This is a genomic window from Pusillimonas sp. DMV24BSW_D, assembly GCF_011388195.1.
In the GTDB taxonomy this organism is placed as follows: Bacteria; Pseudomonadota; Gammaproteobacteria; order Burkholderiales; family Burkholderiaceae_B; genus Neopusillimonas; species Neopusillimonas aestuarii.
This window is the reverse complement of the sequence record NZ_CP049990.1, coordinates 831,678-857,295: the sequence shown is the minus strand read 5'-3', so window position 1 is coordinate 857,295 and position 25,618 is coordinate 831,678. Positions and strand designations below refer to the sequence as shown.

Below are 25,618 nucleotides of genomic sequence, written 5' to 3'. Positions count from 1 at the left end.
CAACTTACTGCCGCTTATTTAGTCGGCAAACTGCCACATTTTTGTTTCTGGATTGATTTTCAGTACACGACCCGGAATATAGGCATCACCCGATTCCTGGAACTCATACTTCTGAATGCCGGAGAACGTTTTCAAATCAACAAACGCGTCTTTAATCAGTTCACGCGCCTTATCGGCCGGTGTATTGCCGTCGATATTGTTTTTACGCATGATGTCTGCATAAAGTAGCACGGCATCGTAACTCAAGCTCCAGTTGGCGGTATTGGCCGGGTCTCCCATGGTATCGTCGGCACGCTCAAGGAAACGTTCAACATAAGCCTTGTTCAGTTCGTTGTCGCCGGTTGAACTGTTCACCGTGGTGAAACCCATCGAGTGCCAGTTTTTACCGTTATCACCCACCGTGTAAACAAAGGGACCGGGCCAAATCAGCGAATTACCCAGAACAGGCGCTTCAATGCCTTGCACATTGAACTCCTTGGCCAACTGCAACGCGTTATGCCCCAACGCCGACACCATAATGGCGTCCGGATTCAGGCTTTTCACTTTAATCGCGACCGGTGAAAGATCGGTTGCACGGGTGGAGAACTCAACCAATTCGATCAATTCCACACCATGCTTTTTGGCCAACGCCGCATAAGCATCTGCGCCTGCTTTGCCCGATGCCTCACGCACATCGGCCACAATAACGATGCGCTTTGTGTCCGGATAAATACGCAGGAAGTCCTCAAAGCCGTCTGCAATGAATAAATCATCAGGCGGTTGCAGGCGGATTGTCCAGGGACGAATGGTAATACCCGGCTTGGCGGCGGTAGACGTTAAAGCCGGCACGCCCATGCGGTTGGCCAATGGGCTGACTGTTTCCCACTGGGTGCCGGTCATGGGACCGATAACCGCAAAAACGCCGTCGTTAGCGAATTGGCGGAACATCAATACCGCCTGGCCTGGATCCATTTGGGTGTCGGCAAACTGCATGTCGATCATGCTGCCGTTTACGCCACCCGCCTTATTAACGTCTTCAACAGCCAGTTCAATCGCTAACTGCTGCGATTTCCCATAAGCGCCCAGCGGGCCGGTTTGCGGTAACAACGTACCCAATTTGATGGGGGGTTTGTCGGCAGCCGAAGCGCCGAACGGCAATGCCAGCGCTGCGGCCAGCAACATTGCAAAACGCCATTTTTTCATAATATTTGTCTCCGTGATTATTAAAGGACTGATGAAACACTTGTTTACTGCGTTGCTTGGGCAGTCGGCGATGCCGACTGCTTGATCTTGCCATGCCCCAAGAAACTGGCCATGATCGCTGGATCTTTAGCCAACTCTGCCGCATTACCAGAGGTTAGGAACACCCCCTGGTTCAGAACATACGCCCGATGCGCGAGATCCAGCGCGCTGCGAACGTTCTGTTCGACCAGCAAGATCGTCATGCCCGAGTCGCGAAGCTCGGCCAAAACTTTGAATACTTCTTTGGAGAACAAAGGAGACAAGCCCATAGAGGGCTCATCAACCAGCAATAACCGCGGCCGATTGATCAGCGCCCGGCCAATGGCCAGCATTTGCTGCTCCCCCCCTGACAATCCACCGGCTAACTGTTTGCGCCGCTCGCCCAGCCGCGGAAAGCGTGCATACACCTCTTCCGCCGCCGTTTCGAACGGAGTGTCGCTGGGGCGAATTTCCCACGCCAGGCGCAGGTTTTCCTCGACCACCATCCCCTGCATGGTTCCGCGTCCCTCAGGCACATGAAGCATGCCCAAGCGCGCCAACTGGTGGGCCTTGACGGCTCGAATATCCTGCTCAAGGAACGTCGCCTGACCCGCCGCAATGGGCAAAATGCCGGACAGCGCCCGCATTAAAGTCGACTTACCCGCCCCATTGGCCCCCACAATCGATACCGTTTCACCCTCTGAGACATGCAAGCTAACCCCGCGCAAGGCCTTAATGGGGCCATATGACACATGCAGGTCATTCACTTCAAGAATCCGGCTCATTCGTCGTCTCCCAAATACGCGCGGCGCACTTCCGGGTGCTCCAAAACCGCATGCACGTCGCCTTCCGCTATCTTTCGGCCATAATCCATCGCAACCGCGCGGTCGGACAAACTACGAATCAGGCTCATGTCGTGTTCAATCAAGACCATCGCGCCTACTCGGCTTCGAATACGATGAATGTCCTCAACCAGTTGCTCTGTTTCGGCATCGTTCATGCCGGCTGCAGGTTCGTCCAGCAGCATGAGTGCCGGTTTACCTGCAAGTGCACGTGCTATTTCAAGGCGACGCGAATCACCATACGACAACGAAGCCGCCAGATCATCAGCCTTATCGGTTAATTGCATCATATCCAGCAGCGCCATTGCTTCAGCGCGGGCCTTGGCCCGCCCGGCAAAGTTCCACAAAGAGCGTAAGGGCGATGTTGCGTGGCGCTTGTCCGCCACCATCACGTTCTCCAATACCGTCATGCGCTTGAATAAACGAATATTCTGAAACGTGCGCCCCACCCCGCGGCGCCCGATTTCATAAAGCGGCAAAGTACTGATTTCATGACCCTGAAAACGAATGCTGCCCGCCGTAGGGCGATAGAAACCGGTAATCGTATTCAACAGTGCCGTCTTACCCGCACCGTTGGGGCCAATCAAACCAAGAATTTCACCTTCGAATACCTGCAGGCTAATGCCGTCAAGTGCACGAATGCCGCCAAAGGACTTTTGCAGATCGGTAATATCCAAAATCACTTTTCCGCTCATGCTGCTTTCCTTTCAATAGCGTTTGAAGTTTTCCCGGCACGCAAGGTGGGAAAACGGAAAGACAGCAAGCCGTCGGGGCGCACAAGCAACATCAGCAGTACCGCCAAACCAAACACCGTTGGACGCCATTCAGCCAGTACACGAAAGTATTCCGGCAGCAAGGTCATAACAACGGCACCTACAAACGGGCCGATCATATTGTTCACGCCGCCCAACACCACATACAACACCACGTAAATGGCCAACAGAACGTCGAAATTCTCGGGCCGTACAAACGTCAGGTAATGACCATACAAGGACCCGCCGACAGCCGCTACCGCCGCACCGGCTGCAAACCCGATCAGGCGAACCGCCGTAACATTAATGCCCATAGAGGCGGCAACACGCTCGTCTTCACGAACCGCATCAAACACCCTCTGCAGCGGACTAAAAGAAACCACCGCGAGCAAAAGCCCGACAACCACAACAGCAATCACCACAGCGAACAAGTCGGTACCCAGCATGCCGCTCATGCCCCCGATTCCACCCAGGAACTCCAGATTTTCAAGCAGTACCCGTACACAAAAGGTAATACCCAAAGTGGCCAGAATAAGATAAATACCCCGCAACCTTAATGCCGGAAAGCCGATGACCCCGGCGATAATCGCGGTGATCCCCGCCGCAATGAGCGTGGCCGGCCAGAACGACAGCCCCATTTCCGTAGTGAGGTAACTGGCGGCATAGCAGCCAATCGCCATGAACGCGCCTTGCGCGAACGACAGGCTACCCGTTAACAGAACGATATAAACACTCCAGGCCAGCAATACATTAATGCCTGTGATAATAAGGTAATCGCTTATCAAACCCGCTGCTCCCTGGAATGTAGCCCGCCCGCGAACAAGCCCGCGGGGCGCAGCAGAAGAATTAGAATCATCGCCAGCCAAACCGTCATTTCACCCAGGCGGCCCCAGCCGAAATAGAACATCAGCGCCTCAATCACGCCAATGAGCAAAGCAGCCAGAACGGCACCTCGCAAATCACCCATACCGCCGATCGCCATGATGGCCATAGCCTTCAAACCGAAAGTCAGGCCAATTTCCGACCCGACGGCGTCACTGCGCAAAGCGAGCAACAACCCTGCAATAGCGGCCAATGCTGACGAGATGAAAAACACCGCCTGCTTGACACGCAACACATTAACGCCGAGCAAGGTCGCTGACGTGGGCGCCTCCGCCACCGCTCGAATCTGACGACCGATCTTCATATGATGAATCAGGAAATGCAACCCAATCATCAGGGCCAACGTGACCCCCAGCACCATTAATTGCAGGTTCAGGAACCTGACGCCCGCTATTTCAAAGGTTTCCGTCAGCCAGCCTGTTTGTGGGGGAAGAGGAACATTCTCGTTCCCCCAGAACTTATGCACAAGATCAATGAAAACCAGGCCAAGCGCCAGTGAACTTAATGCCGCCGTGATACGTGAATCGGCACTTTGAAAACGCCGGAATGCCACGAACTCGGTAAACAAACCAAGCAAACCGCCGATAAGAAAAGCGAAAATAAACGCCCACTCCAATGGCAGGTAAGTCAAGGAGACCAGCCCGATGAAACCACCCAGCATGAACACTTCCGGGTGAGTGAAATTAAGCTTGTCGAGGACACCGACAATAAGCGTGAACCCGATGGCTACCAGCGCATACATGGCACCGCTAACCAATCCGTTCAGTATCTGGCCTAGCAACATTGATTGCCTCCTTTATGCAGAGGCCTGAGCCGGAGCCGCGCGCTTCATGGTTTGCAAGCCCGGCAAAATTTCCTTGGCAAACATGTCCATGTTGCGACGTGTAAGCTCTTCCGACAAATTTCCAAAATGCAGCATCGTCAGCAAATTACCGAAGTGCATTTCGTTCCAATGCGACTCAAGCTGCTGGCGCACAGTAGTCGGGCTACCGCAAACAAGCATGCCCATGTCAATGGCCACTTCAATGGTCAGGTCTTGCGACAACATCGCCTTGGCCGCCATGATGCGCTTAAGAGAATCCCGCGAGCTATACCCGGGCGGAAGCAGCATCTCGAATGGCATTTTCAATAAACGATTGCGGAACAATTCAAACGGCTCGCGCGCCTCGTTAATGGCCTGCTCGTCGGTGTCTGCCACATAAACAGGTACCGCCCAGCCCAACTGGCTATCGTCTGCTTCGTAGCCAAACTGCTCGGCTGTGTCGCGATATGACTGCAAATATTTTTGCACCGCTTTGGCAGGGCTGAACGTTTGCAAATAGGTATACCGGTGATCGGGATGTGCAGCCCAATCGATGGTTTCTTTACTGCCCTGGGAAGGCACCCAGATTGGTGGATGCGGGTTTTGGAACGGGCGTGGCCACAAGTTCACGTAGTCCACGTTGTAATGCTTGCCGCTGAAGGAGGTGGGGCCGGGTTGTGTCCAGGCTTGCACGATCAGGTCGTGCGCTTCGTGGAAACGTTCGTGGGAAATGGTTGGGTTCAAACCGAAGGTATGGTATTCGGCACCAATGCCACGCACAAAACCGGCAATTAACCGCCCGCCGGTAATGACGTCGAGCATGGCGTATTCTTCAGCCACCGTCATGGGGTGTTCGCGCAAAGGCAAAGCACTACCCAAAATAGCAATTTTTACGCGCTGCGTGCGACGCGCCAGGGCCGACGCCATGACCACCGGGGAAGGCATTAAGCCATACGCGGTTTGGTGATGCTCATTGACCGCCACGCCGTCGAAACCCAATGTTTCTGCATACTCCAGCTCATCGAGATAACGGTTGTACAGTTTGTGACCTTTTACTGGGTCATAGAACTTGTTTGGCAGTTTCATCCAAACGGTTTCATATTCCTTCGTGGCCTCAAAGTCCAGGTCGGCATACGACATCAAATGGAAAAGAGTGACATTCATGACTATTTAACCCCTTCAATAAATTGCTTAACAGACGCGCTGAACTCATCGGGAAACTCAACCTGAGGTAAATGCCCACAGTTTTTGAAAACTTGCAGCGTCGCGTTCGGCAACTGTGGCTGCAGTGCCTCGCCTACCGCTAACGGCATAATTTTGTCTTGCTCGCCCCAAATGAGTTTCACCGGCGCCTGAATACGACGCAGCCACTTAGGCAAATTCAGGTCATACAGACGCGGCTGCCACGCCAGCCTTGCCACCGTTTCACGGTTCTTAAGCATGATGTCTTGCGCTTCCTCGGTGTCGGGCGCCATCGACAGCACTTTCTGCGCAATGTCTTGATTAAAGAAAGTATTACGGGCTGCCGTTTCAGCATCCCAAAGAAAAATATCACCTGGCAAAATACCCGGAACACGTACACCCGCCGTACCCACTAAAGTCAGCGACTTGATACGACCTGGCTCACGAATACCCATCTCCATACCAAGCCAGCCACCCATCGAGCTGCCCACCACGTGCACGCTGTCGAGTTTCATATGGTCGAGTAGATCGAGATAAAAGTACGCCAAGTCTTGCATGTTATCGAGCCACTCGGGCTCATCCGACATGCCAAAGCCGGGATGCTCGGGAACGATTAAATCGTAGTCTTGCGCCAGCACTTCCATGAAAGGCTGAATCATGGGTGCGCCGTTGGCCCCATGCAAATACAACACCGTTTGGCCTTTGCCACCCCGCCGAATGCGGGTTCGGCAACCATCAACGGTAATAAAAGATTCTTCAAACGCCATATTGCTGACTCCTGTTCTAATTAACGGACGCCTCGACGCTGGCGGCAAGGCGCGCGCGGCGGGCAAACTCAACAACCTGGCCGGCCATGATATTCAGCTGGGCGGCCACGTCGGGATTCTTGATACTGCCATCGGCCTCAAACGGCTTCAGGCTGGAATTAATCACGGCGGCGTAAGGTGTGGGCCAGCCACGCAGCGCATGCACGATCGACCGCAGCGTTGACAGGGTTGAACCCATGGCTTGCGCGCCATCGGCGCACACAATGCAGCCCACCGCGCGATTGTCGAAGTACGGACGCTCATCGGCGCGCATGTCTTCGGTGTAATCAAGCGCGTTTTTCAAATGGCCGGAAATCGACCCGTGGTAGCTGGGCGACGACAAAATAATGCCGTCGGCCGCACGCAAGGCCTCGACCAAACGCTGGGCATTTTCCGATCGCGATGCCACTGCCGGATCAAAGGTTTCCATATCCAGAGCGGGACCCGACAGCATCAGGGTGCGCGCACCCTGACTCTCGGCCATCCGCAGAGCAGCCGCCATGGCCTTTTCCGACGTTGAGCCGACACGCATCGTGCCGCCAATCCCTACAATCAAAGGGGAATCTGTGTTCATACCTAATCCTTCACAAACCAAACTTTTTGCCACGCCAATAAGCCAGCCTGACCAATGAGCTTTAAAAATGACGTTACGAGTACCACTACCCAGACGGTTGTCTCCAAACTACTATAGGGTTTTCTGGTTTTTCTTAAATTTATGACGTATAGTCATGCTAAAACTAAGCATGCTTTTTTTAAATGGTAAAGACCTGAAAATTACCTGTCAATAAGCCTAGGGTAAGTCCTGATACGATTTAGAAATGAAACAAAAAGACACTTCACACAATGCGGCCGAACACGCATCTCCGACGCAAAACCCGTTTATCAAACTGTACGATATGCCAGGGTATTTGCTGCGTCGGGGCGGCCAATTCATTAATGCCACATTCGACGCTGAAATGGGGAAAATGGGCCTGACGGCCAGCCAACTTGCGGCTTTTCTGGCGGTCAGCATTCAGGAAGGGCTGGAGCAACGCGAACTGGCCGCCCGATTGAACTGGGATGAAGCCACCGTTGGCGGCATGGTGCGGCGCCTTGAGGCGCAAGGTTATTTTGAACGGCGCAGCAGCCCGAAATCGAAGCGGGGCCTTCAAATTTACATGACCCCAAAAGGCAAGGCGCTTTATAAACAAGCAGAGCCTCATGTGGCTCGTATTCAAGTCGATGTAATGCGAAATCTTGCACCCGACGAACAAAAAACGCTGCTTTATTTGTTAAGCAAAATGATGGGCGAAAACAACTCGTACTACCAGAAGGATGCACCCGAATGAAGGCGACGGCGCCACCGGAATACGATTGGAAGTTACTCGCGATACATTTGAAATGATGCGCTGCGCCGAGCGATACGCCAACCTTCTTCGGTGCGCACCAGGTAATCGTCGAACTGGCCGGCAACCTGGCGCGCATCGGCTTTTCTACCAAAAGCATCAAGCGGCGAATCGGCGGCGGCACTCCATAGCAACACATAACTGGTCATTCGCGCAGCATTAAGGTCCGCTTCGTACACCACCGAATTGGTAACGAAGTGACGCGTAAGGCGCTCCTTCGGCTTACTTTGGTAGGAAGCCAGTATTTGCGCGCGCCCCACCAATGGCTCGCCCCCCGGCCTAACCAACGAGGCATCAGGTGTAAACAATTGCACCAGGGCTTCGTAATTTTGCTGATCAACCAGGCAAGCGGTGCGCACTGCCAGATCTTTGCAAATCGTATGAATCGCCAAAGTATCGGCGTCATGATGATGCTCCATTCCTTTCATCCTTTTAATCGCGCGAAAGCCACATATCCAACAGAGCACTGACCGCTTTGGGCTGCTCCATGGTCGACATGTGTCCACAGTGCTCAACAGCGTGTAACGTTACCCACTGCGTCGGCACCATATGGCTCATCGCCTCGTGCCGCGCATAGGGGCTCCAGGCATCTTCTCGGCCACAAATAAGTGCGGTTGGGCAATGCAATTTGCGCAACACCGGCCCCGCATCGGGGCGACCCAGCAAGGCATTAATTTGCGCTTCGAACTGCTCCGGCGTGCGGCGTTCGATCATATCCAGAATTTCATTGAACAAGGGTGACGCCAGACGATCGGGATGCACCATGCCGGGCGCCCACAACTTGCCCATTTCGCGCATGCCATGGGCTTTTGCATGCTCCAGCAACTTCATGCGCTTTTCACGCTCCTGCGCACCGGCCTCCCCCGCCGCGATAGGCTCATAACCTGTGTCGAGCAGCGCCAAACGCCGCACCCGTTGGGGCGCCATACGAACAATCTCAAGCGCAACCCGTCCGCCCATTGAGTGACCGGCCAATGAAAAAACAGGGGCGGTCACTTCAGCCAGCACCTTTCTCGCCATGCCCTCAATGGAGCCCAGCTCGGCGTAGTTCGGTACGACCGTATCAACGCGTTGGCCCATCGCATGGCGTTGATGAACCCATACTGCGTCGTCACACAACAAGCCGGGCAACAGCACTAATGTTTCTTTCGACATTAAATATCCTTTGACTTAGCTGCCGGCCCAAACACCGCGCGGCACGCACACGTGGCCATCGAAAAGCCAGCGTGCCGTACGAATTAAGGCAGCTTGTGCCACACGCACGCCGTCAGCCGTTCGTTCCAATGCAATTTCCACTCCCATATGCCCCGTGGGGTGCTCAATTTCAAGCTTAATATGATCGCCTTCGGGTACCACCCCAACCCCCTCGCAAACCGTACCAGGCATCGCGACGGCTGTTGCCACGCTTACCGCCGCCAGCACGCCAATTGACGCATGGCAACGATGCGGAATGAAACAGCGCGTATTAACGGCACCGCCGTGTTCAGGCGGCGACACCAAACACATTTTCGGCACTGTCCGTTCAGACACGTCACCCAGGTTCATCATCGGGCCGACCTTCAGGCGGATCGCCTCGATGCGCGCCTTCAGTGCCGTGTCGGCATCCAGCGCCTCCCGTGTCTCGTTGCCCGTACACCCAAAATCCTGAGCCCGCATCAGCACCATGGGCATGCCGTTATCAATGCAGGTAAGCGAAACACCGTCGATAAGGTCTTTCATGTTGCCAGTGGGGAAAAGCGCACCGCAACTCGAGCCCGCGGTGTCACGAAATGCAATTGGAATCGACGCCGCTGTACCCGGCACGCCGTCTATTCGTTGATCACCTTCATAAACAACCTGCCCACCTGGTGTAGCAACATGTGCAACCGCTATTTGCCCCGTATTGACCATATGAATGGCAACCGGCGTCATGCCTTCCTGTGCCGTCACCATGCCCGTTTCAATGGCGAACGGGCCTACACCCGCCAGAATATTGCCGCAATTCTGCCCGTAATCAACCCGCGCCTCATTAACGACAACCTGCGCAAAAAGATAATCGACATCGGCGTCGGCACGCGTTGACGGCGACACAATGGCGACCTTGCTGGTTAAAGGGTCTGCGCCGCCAATGCCGTCGATTTGGCGCGGGTCGGGCGAGCCCATGACAGCCAATAACACCGCGTCACGAACCGTTGCGTCATCGGGTAAATCGGCCGCATGAAAATAAGCCCCTTTCGATGTGCCGCCCCGCATTTGCACACAAGGAATACGCGTTTGCATCATCGCCCCGTGAATTACAGATCACTCAAAGAATTAACGTAACGCAAGCCCTTGGCCTCGAGGCGTTCACGCATGCCGTAATAATCAAGGCCCAATTCCCCGGTTGCCAACACCTGACGCGTCTTTTCTTCTTTTTCCATCCGGGCCAAAGCGGCCTGAGCAACCTGAGGCACGTCGGCCACTTGCACCACCGCCACACCGTCATCGTCGGCCACAATAACGTCGCCTGGGTTAACCAGTTGGTGCGCGCAGGTAACCGGAACATTAACGGAGCCCAACGTTTCCTTAACGGTACCCTGGGCCGAAATGGCACGCGACCATACCGGAAACTGCATTTCCGTTAATGCGCGCACATCGCGACACCCGCCGTCAATCACCAGGCCCAACACACCACGCGCCATTAAAGAGGTGGCCAGAAGATCGCCGAAGTAGCCGTCGGTGCATTCGGACGTGGTTGCAACGACCAGAACATCGCCTTTTTGACACTGCTCAACCGCCACGTGAAGCATCCAGTTATCGGCAGGCGGTACCAAAGCCGTAATCGCCGAACCGGCAATGCAGGCCCCCGGCCAAATGGGCCGCATATAAGGTGCCATCAGGCCCAAACGACTCTGCGCTTCATGTACGGTTGCAGCACCCGCCTTTTGCAGCAGTGCAATATCGGCCGGGTCGGCACGGGTTACTTTTTGAACGACAACGCCTCGCTTCATGCCAGTTCTCCTACAACTGAAGGGGTTAAACGCATATAGCCTTCCGCATACTCGATATTTCGGGCCGCGGTAATGCCTATATTACGCTTGGCCTGCACGCCGCGCTGTTGCGCAACCCGTGTGTAGTAAGCCCATAAATGTTCTTGGCCTGCCATACATTCGATCGCCTGGCGCTTTTTATCCCAAACATGGGTGATATCCAGAAACGTATTCGGCACCCATTCGCACTGCTCGGTTTGATGCGGCTCAAACGCGTAAACCGGCGGCGCACCTACCACTTTCTGGCCGGGGTTATGCCCTTCGGCCTGCGCAATAACGCGCGCCTCTTGTGCAACATGCATCGCCAAAGGGTGATCGAAGTTGTAGGGATCTTTAACCGAATGGCTTAACACAAATGCCGGTTGCAATTCGCGATAAACATCGACCAGACGCATTAATGTGTCGTCGGAGATGCGCATGGGATAATCCCCGACGTCAAAGAACTCAATTTCAGCGCCCAAAACATCGGCTGCGCGTTGCGCCTCTTCCTTGCGCGCCGCTTTAACCTTATCAAGCGTCATATCGCCTTTACGCCACAGCTTGGCCGACTCACCGCGCTCACCAAACGAAAGGCAGACCACTTTCATGCGATAACCCAGCGCGGCATGCACCGCAATCGCGCCGGCTGAGCGCCAGACAAAATCGGCGGAATGCGCACTCACCACCAGGCCCGCACGCTGATCATTTATATTTGAATTGCTCATTATTACCCCTCGCAAAGATACGAATCATGCAACGAGGCCAGTGTGCCAAAACTGAACCGGAGTGACCAGTGACATCGCGCGCGGGGCCATGCGTTTTACTTATACTTATAAAAATTAACTCAGCTCTTTCGCTAATACCTGGAGTTCTTGAATAAACAGTCGAATGCTTGCACTGGGGTCCGCGTCGGCACGCATCGTCAAACCAATCTGACGCGATGTTTCCTCTACCGCTATAGGCAGAATACTGAACACACCCGAAGAAATACCGTGAAAAATCTGGCGACGCGACAATAACGCAAGCCGATTGCTGTCTTGCAGCAATGCCTGCAACACAATGGCGCTATTTACTTCCAGCTCGGCAGAAGGCGGGGCAACCCCCGCTGCGCGAAATGCGCGCTCGAACGCCTCTCTTGCAGGCGTGCCGCTTAACGGCGCTATCCAAGGCTGGTCTACTACATCGCGCAGCGTTTTCAACGCCTGCTTTTCCAACGGATGACCACGCCGCACCACGACAGACAGCGTATCTTCAAACAACGGCGTTTGCACAACATCACTGCCCGGCGCGCCGGGACGCAAAGCGCCCACGACGACATCAATATCAGCATGACGCAACTGATACATCAAGCCATCGTACGTGCCATCAACAATGGTCACTTTCAGATCGTGCCGCCGGACCAACATGCGATCAACCGCACGCGGCACCAATACGCCGGCTGATAAAGGCAAAGAACCAATGACAATCCGCCCCTGCATCCGGCCGTCGAACGCAGCCAGATCCTCAGCGGCATGACGAAATTCCGCCAAAGCCAACTTCACGCGGCGCAATAAAGCCTCGCCGTTTTCGGTTAACCGAACACCCCGTGCAGAACGCTGGAAAAGTTCGCACCCCAGCAAATGAGAAAGTTGCCGCAATGTTTGGTTGACGGCCGGCTGGCTCACCCCCAGCCGCTGCGCCGCAATCGTTTCACTGCGGGTTTCACAAAAAATAATAAACGTTTGAAGATGCCGGTATCCAACAGTATGAACAAACCGGCTTGTCGTCAGCGATACGCTACCTTGATCATGCCCTTTTAGTTCAGTCTCAGCCAACTGAAGCTGCGCCATCGCGCGTTCGGCACGATACGACAACAAACGCCCCACCGGGGTTGGCAACATACCCCTTGCCGCACGCTCAAACAAAGGGCGAGCCAAATCGTCTTCCAACTCACGAATTGCGCGCGCAATAGCCGATTGCGACAACGGCAAAATCAGTGCCGCCTGAGCGGTGCTTCCCGTTCTACAGACGGCTAGAACAGAACGAAAACGGCGCAAATGAGGCGCCAGCAGGCCGGGCATGGAATGACTCCTTTCTGGGAAGGGGTCATTTTAACGGCCGTCAACGTTGGTGTCCTGAATAACATTTACAAAGGCATCATGCCATCAAGCACAACAACTGCGGGCTTGAGCGAATCGCCCGACTGCACGGCTTTGACCAATGCGCTTAATGTTGTGTGCTCATACCGGTACTGCGCGCAAGCTTTGTAATAAACCGCCGTCACCCGCAAAGAGGGCGAGCAGCCTATGCGCGTTAAATCCTGGCTTAAACGGGTGATGCAAAAGCCGCCCATGTAGCAAACCAAGGTCATGCCGTTATGCGACAACCTGACCCAATCAAGGCTCGGCTCATCGACACGCGGCGCAACAAGCGTCACGCCGCGCCCAACCTGCGAAGGCATGAGAGGCAATCGCAATGCCGCCGGGTCCAGGGTGTCATCACCCGCGTTGACTGGGGTACGCAACCGCGCCACAGAATAACCCGCCCGCCGATAGCGCCGCATCTGCCCCAACGCAACCGTTTGCCCGCGCAACTCATTCTCTTGCGGCTCCAACCGAATCACGCGTGCGGACGGCGGCGCCAGCTCGACCACACTTTGATGAACCCGCGCATCTACCAACCACACGTCGCTGTCCTGAAGTGCCCGCATGGCTCGCGACGCGGTAAGCGCAAGTGTATTGTGGTTACGTGCCCGCAACCAGAACATGCTGGTTGCGCCGCTGGAAATAAGATGGACGAAAGTATTCATACCTTTCATACAAGCAAATAACGTGCCAGAAAGAGGCGCTCAAACCCTATTCAGGCTAACGGGGCGCTGCCGGCGCGTCCGGCTCAATCTGCCTCATCCCCGAACATTTCCTGCACCACTTTAGTGCGATGCGACAGTACATTCGCCTGGTTCAACGATCCTTTGTCGGTTATTTCACGCGCAACAGCAGATGGGGGATCGGTTGGAATGGCGTAGCAGTCAATTCGAGTGGCGCTGCCCGGATGCATGGCGTTATGACGCGCAATGGCGGCGCAAACATATTCGTGAATAGCGGGATGATGCGCCAGCGCAGCATAGTTCAAATCATTCTGCCCCACATGGCGCCGGGCAACCCCCGTATCCAGAAATACCAGCAAACCAAGGCGATCCCGCCCCTGCCCGGCAATTACCACATCGGACACCAAAGGCAATAATTCACCCATCAGCAAACCACGCAAGCGCCCCACCGACACCCAGGTACCTGAATGCAACTTGAAATCCTCACTGATACGCCCTTCAAAAATGATGCCTTTCGACGGTTCGCTTTCATCGGCAAGGCTGGCCGCATCACCACTGCAAAAATAGCCCTCTTCATCGAAAACCCGTGCGGTTAAATCGGACCGCCCCAGATAACCGGGCATCACATTCGGCCCACGCACCCGAAGCTCAAAACGCCCATCGACAGGCGCGAACTTGATTTCACAACCCGGTACCGGAATACCCACATTGTCGGCTCGATGCGACTCAAAAAACACACCGGTTGCCAAAGGCGCGGTTTCTGTCGCGCCCCACGCCGTTACCATAGGCACCCGGTGCCCCCGCACCAATTCAGCCAATGCTTCAAGGTCGGACCACGTTTGTTGAGGCATGCCGGCGCCGGCATAAAACATAAGGTCAAGCCGACGAAAGAAGCTTTCACGTAATACGGAATCGTCGCGCATACGCACTACCAGTTGATGAAACGCCAACGGCACGTTGAAGTGGATGGTGGGTGAAATTTCGCGCAAATTGGTAATGGTTTGCTCGAACAATGACCCCACCGGCTTGCCCTGATCAATATGCAGGGTTCCACCATTGCACATCGCCAAAAAAAACACCTCATTACCACCAAACGTATGATGCCAGGGCAGCCAATCCACCAAAATAGGCGGCCGCTCAAGCACAAAGGGGAAAATTTGACGCAACTGCTGCTGATTGGCACACAACATGCGATGTGTATTGTTCACCCCCTTGGGCGCCCCCGTTGAACCCGAGGTAAACAGATATTTGGCAACAGTATCAGGGCCGACTTTGGCATTTGCCTGCACGACCGCGTGGGTGGGCCCTGTACTTAAAACCACATCTAAAGCGGTATGGCCGGGCACGGCTTCCGGTGTAATCACCTGCAAAGGCAAATCACACACTTGCACTAACTGCCCAACCCAATCTGTTTGCCCCACGTAAGCCACGCGAGGTTTCAACGTGTCGACGCACACTTTCAGTTTGTCGTGCGCCCCTTTTTGCGAAACATAAGCCGGCGAAACAGGTGCAACCGGCACCCCCACGTAAAGCGCACCCAACAAAAGCGAAGCCGTCGCCAATGAGTTTTCAGCCAAAATCAACAATGGGTTGTGAGCATCGCACCCTTTGTCGAGCAAAAACTGCCCGACCGACCGCGCCTGCATCAACGCCTGTTCGTATGTAAGATGCTGCCAAGCCTGCGCTTCATCGCGTTGCGATAAAAAGGCTTGCTCAGGCGCTTTCTGGACCCACGCAAGCAGGTAATCGGTAATGCGCGGTGCGTACTCAGCCAAAGGTTGGGTGCTACGCAAAACAAAACCGCCGTTATCGAGCGGCGAACAAGTGGTTTCAGTGGGGCCGAAGAATGTGGTCATAAGGAGATTATCTTCTATTGACTTCCTCAACGCCACTGAATCCCGCTGCAGACGAGGTGAAACAAGCTGCGTAATTAAGTGGAATAACCGAGCACCAATACAATAATGAGTGCGGCAATGGCATACCAAATCCAGCGCTGCTGCATTGAAGGTTGTTTGTCACCCGCAGTCCGACCGCCGGCCTGTTCTTTGGACGCGGCCTGTTCTTTGGAGGCGGCCTCTTCTCCGGATTGAGCCGCGCTACCCGGCGCCGCAGCATCCAACACTTCACCTTCGCCTGCTCCCTCCGGCTCAACCCGCTGTTTAAAACGCTCGAAAAACTCGTCGGCCATTTTCTTGGCAACGCCGTCGATCAGGCGTGAACCCACTTGGGCCAGCCGCCCCCCGACCTTGGCCTGCACTGAATACTCCAGTTCGGTTTGCCCAGGCAAATCGCCCAAAACAACGCTGGCATTGCCTTTGCCAAAACCGGCAGCACCTCCCGATCCATCAAACGTTAGCGTATAAGACTCAGGCGGGTTGATATCGCCTAACGTTAACTTGCCCTTGAATTTGGCCTTGATCGGCCCCACCGCTGCGGTCATGACAATGTCGTACTCATTTTCGCCACTTGCCACGAACTGATCGCACCCTGGAATACATTGCTTCAGCACCTCAGGGTCGTTCAACGCCTCCCACACCTGGGCCCTGGGCAGTTGAATAACTTGTTTTCCAATTAACTCCACACGACCCCCTTATGCCTGGCTACCGGCATTGATTCGATCAGCCGCCAGCCGAACCGCCTGAATGATTTCAGGATACGCGGCGCAACGACACAAATTGCCGGCAAGATAATGTTTGATTTCCGACTCTGTCGGGTTCGGATTGGACGCCAGCAACTGCTTGCTCATCAGCAAGAAGCCGGATGTGCAAAACCCGCATTGAAATGCGCCGCAATCGATAAAGGCTTGCTGAACGGGATCAAGCTGACCCGAAGCATCCAGACCCTCAACCGTTTCGACCCGAGTGCCATCTAGATCGGCCGCCAGCGCAAGACACCCGCTAACCGACTTGCCGTCGACAATAACGGTACAACAGCCGCACAACCCTTGCCCACAGCTTTCACGCGCACCATAAAGTTCAAACGTATTACGCAACACATCCAGCACGGAATGATGGGTTTGCACATGGGCCTTAACAGGTTGGCCATTCAAAACAAAACTAATTTGAGTATTGTTGGATTCGCTCATCATTCCCCCCACTGGCGAAACTTGGGATCATTCGCATGCAGTTCCTGGCACACGGTTTCATACTTCATTGGCATCGACGTCAGCCGCACCCCAACGGCATCTTCGATGGCGGCCGCAATGGCCGACGCCACCCCGAATGCACCGCTTTCGCCGACCCCTTTGGCGCCGAACGGACCATTGTTCTGGTAGGCATCAACGGCCTCATTACCGATTTGATCGGGTAAGTCGGTAATGCCGGGTATCTTGTATTCAGCAAACGAGGCATTGCGAAGCTGGCCGTCTTCGTCAAACTCCATGTTCTCGTACAGAGCCGCACCTATTTGCATAATGGCAGCGCCCGAAACTTGCGTTTCCACAATCTTCGGGTTCAATGCTGTACCGCAATCGACCACGTTTTCCATGCGTACCAAACGGAACTGGCCGGTTTCCGTGTCTACCTCAACCTCAACACCGCAGCCTCCAATCATCCAGTTCGGCGTGATGTTCTCGGAGTGTCCGGTTTCCTTGTTGGGAGAAATGTAGTCAGGGATATAGCTGCCCACGCCAACAATATTGCCGGCTTGCATGCCGTAGCGCTGCTTAAGCAATTTGCCGGCTTCCAGCGGTTCCCCTTCTGGCACACTCAACTGGGCTGCCAGCACTTTCATTTTCTCGACGGCATCTTCGGCCGCAAGGCGCACTGCGTGGCCCATATGGAAGGTGGAACGTGACCCCAGTGTGGCCATGTCGTAAGGCGTGACGTCGGTGTCTGGACGAATGACCTTGATGTCTTCCGGATCAATGCCCAACACTTCAGCCGCCACCATCGACATGGTGGTGTTGGAAGCCTGCCCCATATCAACCGTCGACATATGCAGAAAGCAGCTGCCGTCAGCCGAAAGGGTAACCATGGCGACCGACGTGGTGGGCGCAACAAGCGCCTTGTAGCCCACACCCACACCGCGACCGCGTCGCAGTTTTTCTGTTCCACGATCAAACGGCTCGTTCCATTTCATGCGTTCGGCCGTACGATCCAATACTTCAATTAATGCTGCATCGCGCATGATCGTGCCGGTCGCATGCGGGCGCCCTTCTCGCAACATGTTCAGGCGACGGAACTCAACCGGATCCATGCCCAGTTCACGCGCAATAATATCGGCCTGACTTTCATACGCCCACACCAACTGCGTAATACCAAAACCACGGAACGCGCCTGCGGGCGGCAGGTTGGTGTACACCTGATAGGAGTCCACCCAAACATTGTCTATTTCATAAGGACCCGGAGCTGTAAAGCCCGACTTTTGCGTAACACGCGGGCCAATATCGGCATAGGCACCACCGTTCCACCACACCGTGCACTTACGGCCGGTAATACGCCCTTCCTTGTTTACCGCCGACTTGATCTTGAACGTGGTTGCATGCTTGGTAATAGTGTAGAACTGCTCTTCCATGGTTAACGCGACACGCACCGGGCGGCGCGCCAGCATAGTCAGCGCCACAGCCAGCGCTTCCAGTTTCACATACAGCTTGGCACCAAAGCCGCCACCCAAAAACGCAGTGCGTACGCGTACGCGAGATTCCGGCCAACGCAACAAACGTGCAATTTCCAGGCGCACAAACGACGGGCTCTGCGAAGCAGTGTGCACGGTTATACCGGAATCCGTTAATTCACCCACCGAAATCATCGGCTCCAACGGGGTATGCATGACCTGCTGGGTACGGAATGAATGCTCAAAAATATGGTCGGCTTCGGCAAACGCTTTTTCCACATCACCCGTGCGCACCTGGAAATCCAGCGCAATATTGGTATCGCGCCTTCCCGCAAGGTGCTTAAGATCGGGGAAGGTGCCGGCCGGTCGCAGCTCGTCGTGCACCACGACTTTCGATTCGGCTGCCTCCACTTCATTAAAGACCGCAGGCAATTCTTCATAGGTTACGTCAATTAGATGTGTGGCTTCTTCCGCGATATACGGGTCTTCCGACAGCACCACGGCAACAGGCTCGCCCACATAATGCACTTTTCCCACAGCAAGAATCGGCTGGTCGTGAAACGCCGGGCCGAAATAAGGCTCGGGCATCACCGTCATAATGTCTTCCGACGTGATCACCGAATGCACGCCTTCCAACGCTTCAGCTTCCGACTTATCGATAGACACAATGCGTCCGTGGGCAACCGTACTGCGTAGAATTTTGGCATGCAGCATGCGTGGTAGCGTAAGGTTGTGAATGTATTCAGCGCGGCCGCTTACTTTTGCCTGGGCCTCGAAACGTCCCCGGGAACGCCCCAGTTCGCGCGTTTGATCGCGTTGCGTTTCCATTTTCATGATGCCTCCTGTTGTCCGCCGCCCACTGCTGCACGCACCGCGCGCCCCAGATAAACGCTAAGCAAGTGTTTCTTGTACTGCGCGGAACCATGTTGATCGCTAACAATATCCAAACCATGCGCGGCTTCTTCGCCTGCTTGCTTCAGCAATGCATCAGAAAGCGGCTGCCCCACCAACAACTGAACAGCGTTGTCGAGCGACGTGGGGCGATCGGTTGCCGCCCCCACGATCAAACGCGCGTCAGCCAGGCGGTCTTGCTCCATTTTCACCACTGCCGCCAAGCCTAACGTTGGCCAGTCGTGCGATACGCGTGTGGTTACTTTGAAATACGCGGCTTGCCGCCCCTGCATGGGTGGCACAATTACCTTGGTAATCAGTTCATCGCCGGCCAACGCGGTTTCGTAATAACCCAGGCACAAATCCTTCACGGGCAGCTCACGCGAACCATTCGGCCCCTGAATCACCACCTTGGCACCCAGCGCGGTTAACACCGGGGGCATATCCATGTGCGGATCACCATGCGCCAGATTACCGCCAATCATGGCCACATTGCGCACCCGAATATTCGATAATGTTTTAAACGTACGCGCCAACATGGGCCAGCCTTGCTGAATTTCAGGCGAGCGCTCCAATTCCGCCAGCGTCGTCATGCCGCCAATATGCAAAGAACCGTCGGGGGCCACTTCAATCTGGCGATACTCATCTTCAACATGGCGCAAACTGACCAAACGCGCCGGCCGCAATACACCGGCTTTCATCATCAGCATAATGGCCGTACCACCGCTAACTGGTCGTGTATCGGGGTCGTCCGCGCTAAGCAGGCTCACCGCCTCGGCCAATTGCCTGGGTTTGACGTAATCAAAAGGCTTCATCAGGTTGTCTCCTTTCCCTACCCTTGTTATTTACTGCTGCACGCGGCTGCGCAACTCAGACAGCATGCGTGTAATGTCTTTCGGCACTTCAAGCGGCGTTAAGTGGCGCGCGCCCTCAATGGTTTTCAGGCGCGACCCCGGGATACCCTGATACAAGGCTTCCGCCATGGCCACCGGCGTGGCGTAATCTTCCGTTCCCACCACAATCGACACCGGCATACGCAACCCCAGCAACTTCGAACGTGCATCGAATGCCCCCATGGCATGGCAAGCGCCTTCATAGCCGGTTAAATCATTGGCCACAAAAACCGCCACACTCTCTTGCACAACCTGCGGGTGGCGCTCGCGGAACGGCTCACCAAACCAACGCGTTTGCTGGAAACCCACCAAACTGCCAAACCCTTCCAAACGCGCCTTTGCTGCGCGGTTGGCCCAATCAGCAGCGGCGTTTTCGCCGTACCAGGCGGTGGTATCGATTAAGCCCAAAGCACGCGTAATATCGGCGTTATCAATGGCGAACTGCAATGCCACACAGCCCCCCATCGATGCACCGGCCACGACCACCTGGTCAATACTCAACCGATCAAGTAACGCACGAACGTCGGCCGCCATGGCAGCGATGGTATAAGGCCCTTGTGGTTTGCTTGAGCGACCATGACCGCGCAAATCGACACACAACACGGAACCGTGTTTGGCCAGTTCAGGCGCCACAAAGCGCCAGAAGGAGTGATCCATCGCCAAAGAGTGCAGCAACACGGTACAAGGGCCGGCCTGCTGCGACTCGAAATATTGGTAGTGCAAACTCACATTGGGCGCCACGGTCTCATTGCCGTAACGAGGGGTACATTCAGTTATCGTCATATGCTTGTCCAATTGGTTGTAGAAGCAGGCTACACCTGGGCCGCAGGCGCCACAGTGGCGTCACCTTCGCCGCTGCGCTGCAAACCGTCGGCCACCATGCCCGACGCTTTAGCGAACTCCAGGTAACGACGCACCAACGCGGCCGCCTTATCACGCCCCTTGGGGCAACCCATCGCCTGCTCGATCACCGTGAAACGCCCCTCAAGCACGCGATAGCCGGGAAACTGACCTGCATGGGTGTTCAAGGGTTGTCGCACGCCTGCCACTGTACTGATGCCGTCGGCGTCGAAACGCTCAATCGCATCTTCCGACAGGGGATAACGCACAATCTCAGCGTTCTTCAATGTGCGCGACAAGAACAGGTCGTAAGCCGCGCCTTTGCCCACCGCCACCGTCACGCCTTCCTGGTCGACATCTTCAATGGTTTTAATGGGGGAGTCTTCGCGCACCATATACGTACCTTCAATCAGCACGTAGGGTGCGGTATAGGAAATGGTTTCGGCGCGCTTGGGATCGATGGCCAGAAACGCAATATCCCAAACGTCATCTTGCGCAGTATCAGCCACCTTGCCCGCGGTATCGAATGACACAAACTCAACCTCCAACCCAACACGCTGTGCCAGGCCACGCGCCAGATCGGCCGAAACGCCGCCCGCCTGCCCCTCCGGCAATCGCTTGGCCAGCACCGGGTTGCCATAGTTAATGGCGGCGCGAATACGGCCTTTGGGCGCAAGCGCTTGAATGGCTTCGGGATCTGCTTTCCAGTCTGGCTCATGTTGATTGCTGTTCAAACCACGGCTCCTTGTATGAATTAATTTTTTTCATTGATGTGTTTGTTGTGAGAACAAACCAAAATATTTGCGTTCTTTTAAGCCATTACCTTTGGTAAACGGCTTGCCTTCTTCATCGTAACGGAACACAATTAAAAGAACTAACGATACTTATTCATTACAGGCATGAATTAAATTCATGCCAATTCAGCACGCTCCGACCCGTCTGTTTTCATCGTTGCCGCCCGTTAAAAGATGCCCCGCAATCTGCCCTCTTTAACCAGCCTGCTTGCCTTCGAAGCCGCCGCTCGTCACTTGAATTTCACGGCGGCGGGTAAAGAGCTGCATCTCACACAAACTGCGATCAGCCATCAAATAAAGAACCTGGAAGAGCACCTTGCCACACGGCTGTTCGTGCGACGTAACCGTGCTCTGGTGTTAACCACCGCCGGGCAGCAGTATCTTGAATCGGTGCGGGACGCCATTGGTTTGTTGCAATCGGCCACGGCAAGAACACGCGACGAAAAGTCGACCGAGGTTTTAACCATTCATTGCCTGCCCACGTATGCCATGCAATGTTTAATTCCCCGCCTGCCGGAATTTCAGGCTTTGCATCCCAACATCACGCTGCAGGTTCTCACCCATTCCACCTTCGACCAGTTTCGCCAACGTTCTTACGACATTGCGTTCCGTTACGGCACCGGCCAATGGCGTGGGCTGAAAACACAATTGCTGCAAAGCGAAGAAATCTTCCCGGTCTGCACACCCACGCTCGCCCACGGCATCAACCCGGAAGCCCCCCACGCGGCCATGGCCCAGCTGGCCCAAATTCGAACTTATTTTTCGTCCACTTACCAAGATGACTGGCCCGTATGGCTTGAAGCAGCCGGTCTGGGCAATATCGACTTCGCCCGCGAGATCATTTTCAACTTGCAAGTTACTTCGTTGCACGCCATCGTGAACGGGATTGGCGTGGGGCTGGGTCGCACCCCGCTTATTGACACTTACCTGCGTGAGGGCGCACTGAATGCCCCGTTCAAGTTGAGACTGAAAACGGGTTCAGGCTATTACATCGTTTGCCCTGAAGACAAAGCCGAGCATCGCCGTATTCAGGTGTTCTGGAAATGGGCCTGCGAAACCTTGGGTGCACAGACCAATGAGTGAGTCCGCAAGCCACACGACCCAAGCGGGCACTTTTCAGCCTATTGGTACTTTGCTGAAACATTATGCGTTGGTCTATCCCAATAAAGCCGCACTGGTCGACGTCGACAACGGCCAACGCCTGAGCTTTAAAGCCCTGCAACAAGCCGTCGAACAAAGCGCCCTAGCCCTTAAGCGTACCGGCCTGCAACCCCAGGAAAAGGTGGTTCTCACTGGCGACAACAGCATTGCGAAAGTGATTCTATGGCTGGCCATATGGCGTGTTGGTGGCGTTGTTTGCCCGCTCGACCCCGGTTTCATTCGTGCCTCGCTCAATACCGTGGTTAACGCAATCAAACCTGCACTTGTGCTTGCGGGCAATACACACGACCACGACCCGGCCCCAGACTCATTGCCCAATTCGATTCGCATCATTTCTTACTGGGATGTGCTCGACAACGGGGTGGTCATGCTCGACGCCCAAAAGACCATCAGCACACTCCCTCCAGGCACCGACACTGAAACATCATTTCCATTGAGTCAGGCTCACGAGGTAGCCTGTATTTCCTGTACGTCAGGCACCACAGGACAACCCAAAATCGTGGTGTACGACCATCAGGCCATGTGGCTCAATGGCCTGGACTCAATCGATATGCTGCAACTGGACTCAAACGACCGAATGCTGGAATACCGTTCGTTGAACTGGTATTCCAGCCAGATTCTTAGTTTGATGCCATTTCTGCAAACAGGTCTCACACTGCATTTGGCCCGGCGGTTTTCATTAAGACGCTTCGGGCAATGGGTACACACACACCAACTCACCGTCAGTGTGGGCGTGCCCACCATTATTCAACTGTTATTGAAAGAGCCGATTGCACAGCACGAAAAGCTTTTGTCATCACTACGCGTCATCACATCCAGCACTGCACCGCTTGCCATTGCGCACTGGGAGGCATTCGAACAGCACTATCAGCGCCCACTCATTAACCTTTACGGCAGTACAGAAACAGGCTGGATCAGCGGCAATCGAGTCCACGACCGCAAACCAGGCAGTGTTGGGCGCGTGTTGAACTCGGTTCAACTGAGCTTTGCCGCCCAACGCCCCATGCCCGGCGACGCCCCTATGCTGCAGCCGTTTCTGGTTAACACGCAAAAAATTGCCCTGGGTTATTTGAGTCCGGATGGTTCCTTGCAACCGTTACGCGGTCAGCCATTTTTAATGCGCGACGCCGCGCAACTGGATACCGACGGCTATTTACACGTTTGGGGTCGCACCGACGACCTCATCATACGGGGCGGGGTCAAAATTTCACCTGCCGAAGTGGAAGCGATTGTTGTGAGCCACCCCCATATTCAAGACGCCGCGGTTATTGGCATGCCCGACGAACTTTACGGTATGCAGATCGTCTGTTTCTTCGTCCCTTACCAACATCAAGCCACTTCCACAGTCGACATTGTTCAGCATTGCCGACAAGTATTACCCCTGGAAAAAATCCCACAACATTTGATTCCGCTGTCACGTCTGCCCCGTAACCATCGCGGCAAAATTCTTAGGTCTCAACTGACCTCACTCGCTCGCAATTTATTGAAGACATAATCATTTGGGAATTTATGCATTTTCTGCTAGAGTTCCTAAAAAATGTATATATATCAATATATTAGGCAAGATTAAATTATTATAAAAAAAAGAACTCATACGTCTTTTCGCAACATCAAAATACCGCTAAAGCGTTCTGATGCAAGTTCTTTTTTTAATCACTTGAAATCAATTTCCGGCTTCCGATACGGAATCCAAACCAAATGGAGAGAGACACAAAATGTATTTGAAGAACACGTGGTACGTTGCCTGCACCCCCGATGAAATTGCAGACAAACCATTAGGGCGACAAATTTGTGGTGAACGCATTGCGTTTTATCGCGGTAAAGATAATAAGGTTTGCGCAGTGGAAGACTTCTGTCCACATCGGGGCGCGGCACTGTCTTTGGGGTACGTGGAAGACGGTAATCTGGTGTGCGGTTACCATGGCCTGGTGATGGGCTGTGAAGGCAAACCCGTTGCCATGCCAATGCAACGCGTGGGCGGCTTTCCGTGCGTTAAGCGTTACGCCGTTGTTGAGCGCAATAACTTTATCTGGGTTTGGCCGGGCGACCCCGACAAAGCCGACGAAAGCCTGGTGCCTTCGTTTGAATGGGAAAACAATCCCGAGTGGGCATACGGCGGCGGACTGTTCCATGTTAAGTGCGACTATCGCCTTATTATCGACAACCTCATGGACCTCACCCATGAAACCTATGTACACACCGACAGCATTGGGCAAGAGGAAATCGACGAGTCGCCTGTGAACACAGCGGTGGAAGGCGACAGCGTTATTACCAGCCGCTACATGGAAGGCATTCACCCCCCGCCGTTCTGGCAATTCGCATTGAAGCAAAACGGTGCCGACCCCACCGCCGAGGTTGAGCGCTGGCAGGAATCACACTTCAGCCCACCCAGCCACGTACTGATCGACGTGGGCGTGGCACACGTTGGCAAGGGGGGCGTCAATGCGCCTCAACAGCACAAGGCCCGTTCAATCATTATCGACTTCATCACCCCTGAAACCGAAACCACCACCTGGTACTTCTGGGGTATGGCGCGCAACTTCAACCCACAAGACACGGCGCTCACCGGTAATATCCAGAAAGAACATAAACGTATTTTCCTGCAAGACGTCGACGTTCTTGAAGCACAGCAACGCAACCTTGAAGCCAACCCCGGCCGACGCCTGCTGATGTTGAACATTGATTCCGGCGGCGTACAAGCCCGGCGCATTATTGAACGCCTGGTCAAGCAAGAACAGGAAGAAAGCGCGGCCTCCGCAGCCTAACTTGCCAAAGGTGCGCTAACCGGGGCGCACCAAAAAAAGAGCCCCCGCAAAAGCGGGGGCAATACCGGAGGCTTTT

Annotated in this window: 26 protein-coding genes; 4 read left to right on the top strand and 22 right to left on the bottom strand. The window is 54.6% G+C overall.

What is annotated here, in order from left to right:
- Positions 1 to 18: 18 nt before the first annotated feature.
- The 8 genes from G9Q38_RS04150 to G9Q38_RS04115 are packed head-to-tail and all read right to left on the bottom strand — an operon-like array spanning position 19 to position 7,040.
- Positions 19 to 1,182 (bottom strand): ABC transporter substrate-binding protein, encoded by a 1,164-nt coding sequence (locus tag G9Q38_RS04150; RefSeq protein ID WP_166128097.1) that lies wholly within the window; start codon positions 1,180 to 1,182, stop codon positions 19 to 21.
- Between the two features lie 44 nt (positions 1,183 to 1,226).
- Entirely contained in the window at positions 1,227 to 1,985 is a 759-nt protein-coding gene (locus tag G9Q38_RS04145) for an ABC transporter ATP-binding protein (RefSeq protein WP_166128094.1), read from the bottom strand.
- Entirely contained in the window at positions 1,982 to 2,737 is a 756-nt protein-coding gene (locus G9Q38_RS04140; protein WP_119442473.1) for an ABC transporter ATP-binding protein, read from the bottom strand. Before G9Q38_RS04140 ends, G9Q38_RS04145 begins: the two co-directional genes overlap by 4 nt.
- Positions 2,734 to 3,579 carry a branched-chain amino acid ABC transporter permease gene (locus tag G9Q38_RS04135; RefSeq protein WP_166128091.1) on the bottom strand — a complete coding sequence of 282 codons (846 nt, stop codon included), beginning with the start codon at positions 3,577 to 3,579 and terminating at the stop codon, positions 2,734 to 2,736. The genes G9Q38_RS04140 and G9Q38_RS04135 overlap by 4 nt, the downstream gene beginning before the upstream one ends.
- On the bottom strand, positions 3,576 to 4,460 hold the full coding sequence (locus tag G9Q38_RS04130; RefSeq protein WP_166128090.1) for a branched-chain amino acid ABC transporter permease: 885 nt from the start codon (positions 4,458 to 4,460) through the stop codon (positions 3,576 to 3,578). The genes G9Q38_RS04135 and G9Q38_RS04130 overlap by 4 nt, the downstream gene beginning before the upstream one ends.
- Before the next feature lie 12 nt (positions 4,461 to 4,472).
- Entirely contained in the window at positions 4,473 to 5,642 is a 1,170-nt protein-coding gene (locus G9Q38_RS04125; protein ID WP_166128087.1) for an LLM class flavin-dependent oxidoreductase, read from the bottom strand.
- Between the two features lie 2 nt (positions 5,643 to 5,644).
- Entirely contained in the window at positions 5,645 to 6,427 is a 783-nt protein-coding gene (locus tag G9Q38_RS04120; RefSeq protein WP_166128085.1) for an alpha/beta fold hydrolase, read from the bottom strand.
- A gap of 16 nt (positions 6,428 to 6,443) precedes the next feature.
- A complete protein-coding gene (locus G9Q38_RS04115; RefSeq protein ID WP_114420283.1) occupies positions 6,444 to 7,040 on the bottom strand; it encodes an NADPH-dependent FMN reductase in 597 nt (198 codons plus the stop codon).
- A 244-nt stretch (positions 7,041 to 7,284) separates the two neighbouring features.
- Between G9Q38_RS04115 and G9Q38_RS04110 the strand changes: the two genes are divergently transcribed.
- Positions 7,285 to 7,794 carry a MarR family winged helix-turn-helix transcriptional regulator gene (locus G9Q38_RS04110; protein ID WP_166128082.1) on the top strand — a complete coding sequence of 170 codons (510 nt, stop codon included), beginning with the start codon at positions 7,285 to 7,287 and terminating at the stop codon, positions 7,792 to 7,794.
- A gap of 32 nt (positions 7,795 to 7,826) precedes the next feature.
- Here the strand turns inward: G9Q38_RS04110 and G9Q38_RS04105 are convergent, their stop codons facing one another.
- The 14 genes from G9Q38_RS04105 to G9Q38_RS04040 all read right to left on the bottom strand — a co-directional run bounded on the left by G9Q38_RS04105 (position 7,827) and on the right by G9Q38_RS04040 (position 21,556).
- Positions 7,827 to 8,270 carry a nuclear transport factor 2 family protein gene (locus G9Q38_RS04105; protein ID WP_166128078.1) on the bottom strand — a complete coding sequence of 148 codons (444 nt, stop codon included), beginning with the start codon at positions 8,268 to 8,270 and terminating at the stop codon, positions 7,827 to 7,829.
- 13 nt (positions 8,271 to 8,283) lie between these two features.
- Positions 8,284 to 9,006 (bottom strand): alpha/beta fold hydrolase, encoded by a 723-nt coding sequence (locus G9Q38_RS04100; RefSeq protein WP_166128075.1) that lies wholly within the window; start codon positions 9,004 to 9,006, stop codon positions 8,284 to 8,286.
- 15 nt (positions 9,007 to 9,021) lie between these two features.
- On the bottom strand, positions 9,022 to 10,110 hold the full coding sequence (locus tag G9Q38_RS04095) for a 4-oxalomesaconate tautomerase (RefSeq protein WP_205962357.1): 1,089 nt from the start codon (positions 10,108 to 10,110) through the stop codon (positions 9,022 to 9,024).
- 14 nt (positions 10,111 to 10,124) lie between these two features.
- A complete protein-coding gene (locus tag G9Q38_RS04090; RefSeq protein WP_166128070.1) occupies positions 10,125 to 10,820 on the bottom strand; it encodes a 4-carboxy-4-hydroxy-2-oxoadipate aldolase/oxaloacetate decarboxylase in 696 nt (231 codons plus the stop codon).
- Positions 10,817 to 11,563 carry a PIG-L deacetylase family protein gene (locus G9Q38_RS04085; protein WP_166128068.1) on the bottom strand — a complete coding sequence of 249 codons (747 nt, stop codon included), beginning with the start codon at positions 11,561 to 11,563 and terminating at the stop codon, positions 10,817 to 10,819. Before G9Q38_RS04085 ends, G9Q38_RS04090 begins: the two co-directional genes overlap by 4 nt.
- A gap of 114 nt (positions 11,564 to 11,677) precedes the next feature.
- Positions 11,678 to 12,898 carry a LysR family transcriptional regulator gene (locus G9Q38_RS04080; RefSeq protein ID WP_166128065.1) on the bottom strand — a complete coding sequence of 407 codons (1,221 nt, stop codon included), beginning with the start codon at positions 12,896 to 12,898 and terminating at the stop codon, positions 11,678 to 11,680.
- A 65-nt stretch (positions 12,899 to 12,963) separates the two neighbouring features.
- Positions 12,964 to 13,626: an SAM-dependent methyltransferase gene (locus tag G9Q38_RS04075; protein WP_166128063.1), complete on the bottom strand. Its 663-nt coding sequence runs from the start codon at positions 13,624 to 13,626 to the stop codon at positions 12,964 to 12,966.
- An 83-nt stretch (positions 13,627 to 13,709) separates the two neighbouring features.
- The gene (locus G9Q38_RS04070; RefSeq protein ID WP_166128060.1) at positions 13,710 to 15,500 is read right to left on the bottom strand and encodes a feruloyl-CoA synthase; all 1,791 of its coding nucleotides are present in this window, start codon (positions 15,498 to 15,500) and stop codon (positions 13,710 to 13,712) included.
- A 74-nt stretch (positions 15,501 to 15,574) separates the two neighbouring features.
- Entirely contained in the window at positions 15,575 to 16,225 is a 651-nt protein-coding gene (locus G9Q38_RS04065; RefSeq protein WP_166128057.1) for an SRPBCC family protein, read from the bottom strand.
- A gap of 9 nt (positions 16,226 to 16,234) precedes the next feature.
- Positions 16,235 to 16,732: a (2Fe-2S)-binding protein gene (locus G9Q38_RS04060; RefSeq protein ID WP_228276196.1), complete on the bottom strand. Its 498-nt coding sequence runs from the start codon at positions 16,730 to 16,732 to the stop codon at positions 16,235 to 16,237.
- Positions 16,729 to 19,032, bottom strand: coding sequence for a xanthine dehydrogenase family protein molybdopterin-binding subunit (locus G9Q38_RS04055; protein WP_166128054.1), 2,304 nt, complete (start codon positions 19,030 to 19,032; stop codon positions 16,729 to 16,731). The genes G9Q38_RS04060 and G9Q38_RS04055 overlap by 4 nt, the downstream gene beginning before the upstream one ends.
- Positions 19,029 to 19,904 carry an FAD binding domain-containing protein gene (locus G9Q38_RS04050; RefSeq protein ID WP_166128052.1) on the bottom strand — a complete coding sequence of 292 codons (876 nt, stop codon included), beginning with the start codon at positions 19,902 to 19,904 and terminating at the stop codon, positions 19,029 to 19,031. Before G9Q38_RS04050 ends, G9Q38_RS04055 begins: the two co-directional genes overlap by 4 nt.
- A 30-nt stretch (positions 19,905 to 19,934) precedes the next feature.
- Positions 19,935 to 20,765: an alpha/beta fold hydrolase gene (locus G9Q38_RS04045; protein WP_166128049.1), complete on the bottom strand. Its 831-nt coding sequence runs from the start codon at positions 20,763 to 20,765 to the stop codon at positions 19,935 to 19,937.
- A 29-nt stretch (positions 20,766 to 20,794) separates the two neighbouring features.
- Positions 20,795 to 21,556: an ABC transporter substrate-binding protein gene (locus tag G9Q38_RS04040; protein ID WP_205962338.1), complete on the bottom strand. Its 762-nt coding sequence runs from the start codon at positions 21,554 to 21,556 to the stop codon at positions 20,795 to 20,797.
- A gap of 234 nt (positions 21,557 to 21,790) precedes the next feature.
- On the opposite strand from G9Q38_RS04040, the gene gcvA reads away from it, so the two are divergent.
- The 3 genes from gcvA to G9Q38_RS04025 all read left to right on the top strand — a co-directional run bounded on the left by gcvA (position 21,791) and on the right by G9Q38_RS04025 (position 25,542).
- The gene (gcvA, locus tag G9Q38_RS04035) at positions 21,791 to 22,699 is read left to right on the top strand and encodes a transcriptional regulator GcvA (RefSeq protein ID WP_166128046.1); all 909 of its coding nucleotides are present in this window, start codon (positions 21,791 to 21,793) and stop codon (positions 22,697 to 22,699) included.
- Positions 22,692 to 24,272, top strand: a complete 1,581-nt coding sequence (locus G9Q38_RS04030; protein ID WP_166128043.1) for a class I adenylate-forming enzyme family protein — start codon at positions 22,692 to 22,694, stop codon at positions 24,270 to 24,272. The genes gcvA and G9Q38_RS04030 overlap by 8 nt, the downstream gene beginning before the upstream one ends.
- Before the next feature lie 220 nt (positions 24,273 to 24,492).
- Positions 24,493 to 25,542 (top strand): aromatic ring-hydroxylating dioxygenase subunit alpha, encoded by a 1,050-nt coding sequence (locus tag G9Q38_RS04025; protein ID WP_166128041.1) that lies wholly within the window; start codon positions 24,493 to 24,495, stop codon positions 25,540 to 25,542.
- The last annotated feature ends 76 nt before the right edge of the window (positions 25,543 to 25,618 follow it).

Coding starts and splice junctions, on each gene's coding strand:
- G9Q38_RS04095 (WP_205962357.1), bottom strand. CDS start 10,110: ATGCAAACGCGTATTCCTTGTGTGCAAATGCGGGGCGGCACATCGAAA.
- G9Q38_RS04150 (WP_166128097.1), bottom strand. CDS start 1,182: ATGAAAAAATGGCGTTTTGCAATGTTGCTGGCCGCAGCGCTGGCATTG.
- G9Q38_RS04060 (WP_228276196.1), bottom strand. CDS start 16,732: ATGATGAGCGAATCCAACAATACTCAAATTAGTTTTGTTTTGAATGGC.
- G9Q38_RS04075 (WP_166128063.1), bottom strand. CDS start 13,626: ATGAATACTTTCGTCCATCTTATTTCCAGCGGCGCAACCAGCATGTTC.
- G9Q38_RS04080 (WP_166128065.1), bottom strand. CDS start 12,898: ATGCCCGGCCTGCTGGCGCCTCATTTGCGCCGTTTTCGTTCTGTTCTA.
- G9Q38_RS04130 (WP_166128090.1), bottom strand. CDS start 4,460: ATGTTGCTAGGCCAGATACTGAACGGATTGGTTAGCGGTGCCATGTAT.
- G9Q38_RS04120 (WP_166128085.1), bottom strand. CDS start 6,427: ATGGCGTTTGAAGAATCTTTTATTACCGTTGATGGTTGCCGAACCCGC.
- G9Q38_RS04055 (WP_166128054.1), bottom strand. CDS start 19,032: ATGAAAATGGAAACGCAACGCGATCAAACGCGCGAACTGGGGCGTTCC.
- G9Q38_RS04025 (WP_166128041.1), top strand. CDS start 24,493: ATGTATTTGAAGAACACGTGGTACGTTGCCTGCACCCCCGATGAAATT.
- G9Q38_RS04100 (WP_166128075.1), bottom strand. CDS start 9,006: ATGTCGAAAGAAACATTAGTGCTGTTGCCCGGCTTGTTGTGTGACGAC.
- G9Q38_RS04115 (WP_114420283.1), bottom strand. CDS start 7,040: ATGAACACAGATTCCCCTTTGATTGTAGGGATTGGCGGCACGATGCGT.
- G9Q38_RS04140 (WP_119442473.1), bottom strand. CDS start 2,737: ATGAGCGGAAAAGTGATTTTGGATATTACCGATCTGCAAAAGTCCTTT.
- G9Q38_RS04070 (WP_166128060.1), bottom strand. CDS start 15,500: ATGACCACATTCTTCGGCCCCACTGAAACCACTTGTTCGCCGCTCGAT.
- gcvA (WP_166128046.1), top strand. CDS start 21,791: ATGCCCCGCAATCTGCCCTCTTTAACCAGCCTGCTTGCCTTCGAAGCC.
- G9Q38_RS04045 (WP_166128049.1), bottom strand. CDS start 20,765: ATGACGATAACTGAATGTACCCCTCGTTACGGCAATGAGACCGTGGCG.
- G9Q38_RS04050 (WP_166128052.1), bottom strand. CDS start 19,904: ATGAAGCCTTTTGATTACGTCAAACCCAGGCAATTGGCCGAGGCGGTG.
- G9Q38_RS04105 (WP_166128078.1), bottom strand. CDS start 8,270: ATGGAGCATCATCATGACGCCGATACTTTGGCGATTCATACGATTTGC.
- G9Q38_RS04030 (WP_166128043.1), top strand. CDS start 22,692: ATGAGTGAGTCCGCAAGCCACACGACCCAAGCGGGCACTTTTCAGCCT.
- G9Q38_RS04110 (WP_166128082.1), top strand. CDS start 7,285: ATGAAACAAAAAGACACTTCACACAATGCGGCCGAACACGCATCTCCG.
- G9Q38_RS04125 (WP_166128087.1), bottom strand. CDS start 5,642: ATGAATGTCACTCTTTTCCATTTGATGTCGTATGCCGACCTGGACTTT.
- G9Q38_RS04090 (WP_166128070.1), bottom strand. CDS start 10,820: ATGAAGCGAGGCGTTGTCGTTCAAAAAGTAACCCGTGCCGACCCGGCC.
- G9Q38_RS04085 (WP_166128068.1), bottom strand. CDS start 11,563: ATGAGCAATTCAAATATAAATGATCAGCGTGCGGGCCTGGTGGTGAGT.
- G9Q38_RS04145 (WP_166128094.1), bottom strand. CDS start 1,985: ATGAGCCGGATTCTTGAAGTGAATGACCTGCATGTGTCATATGGCCCC.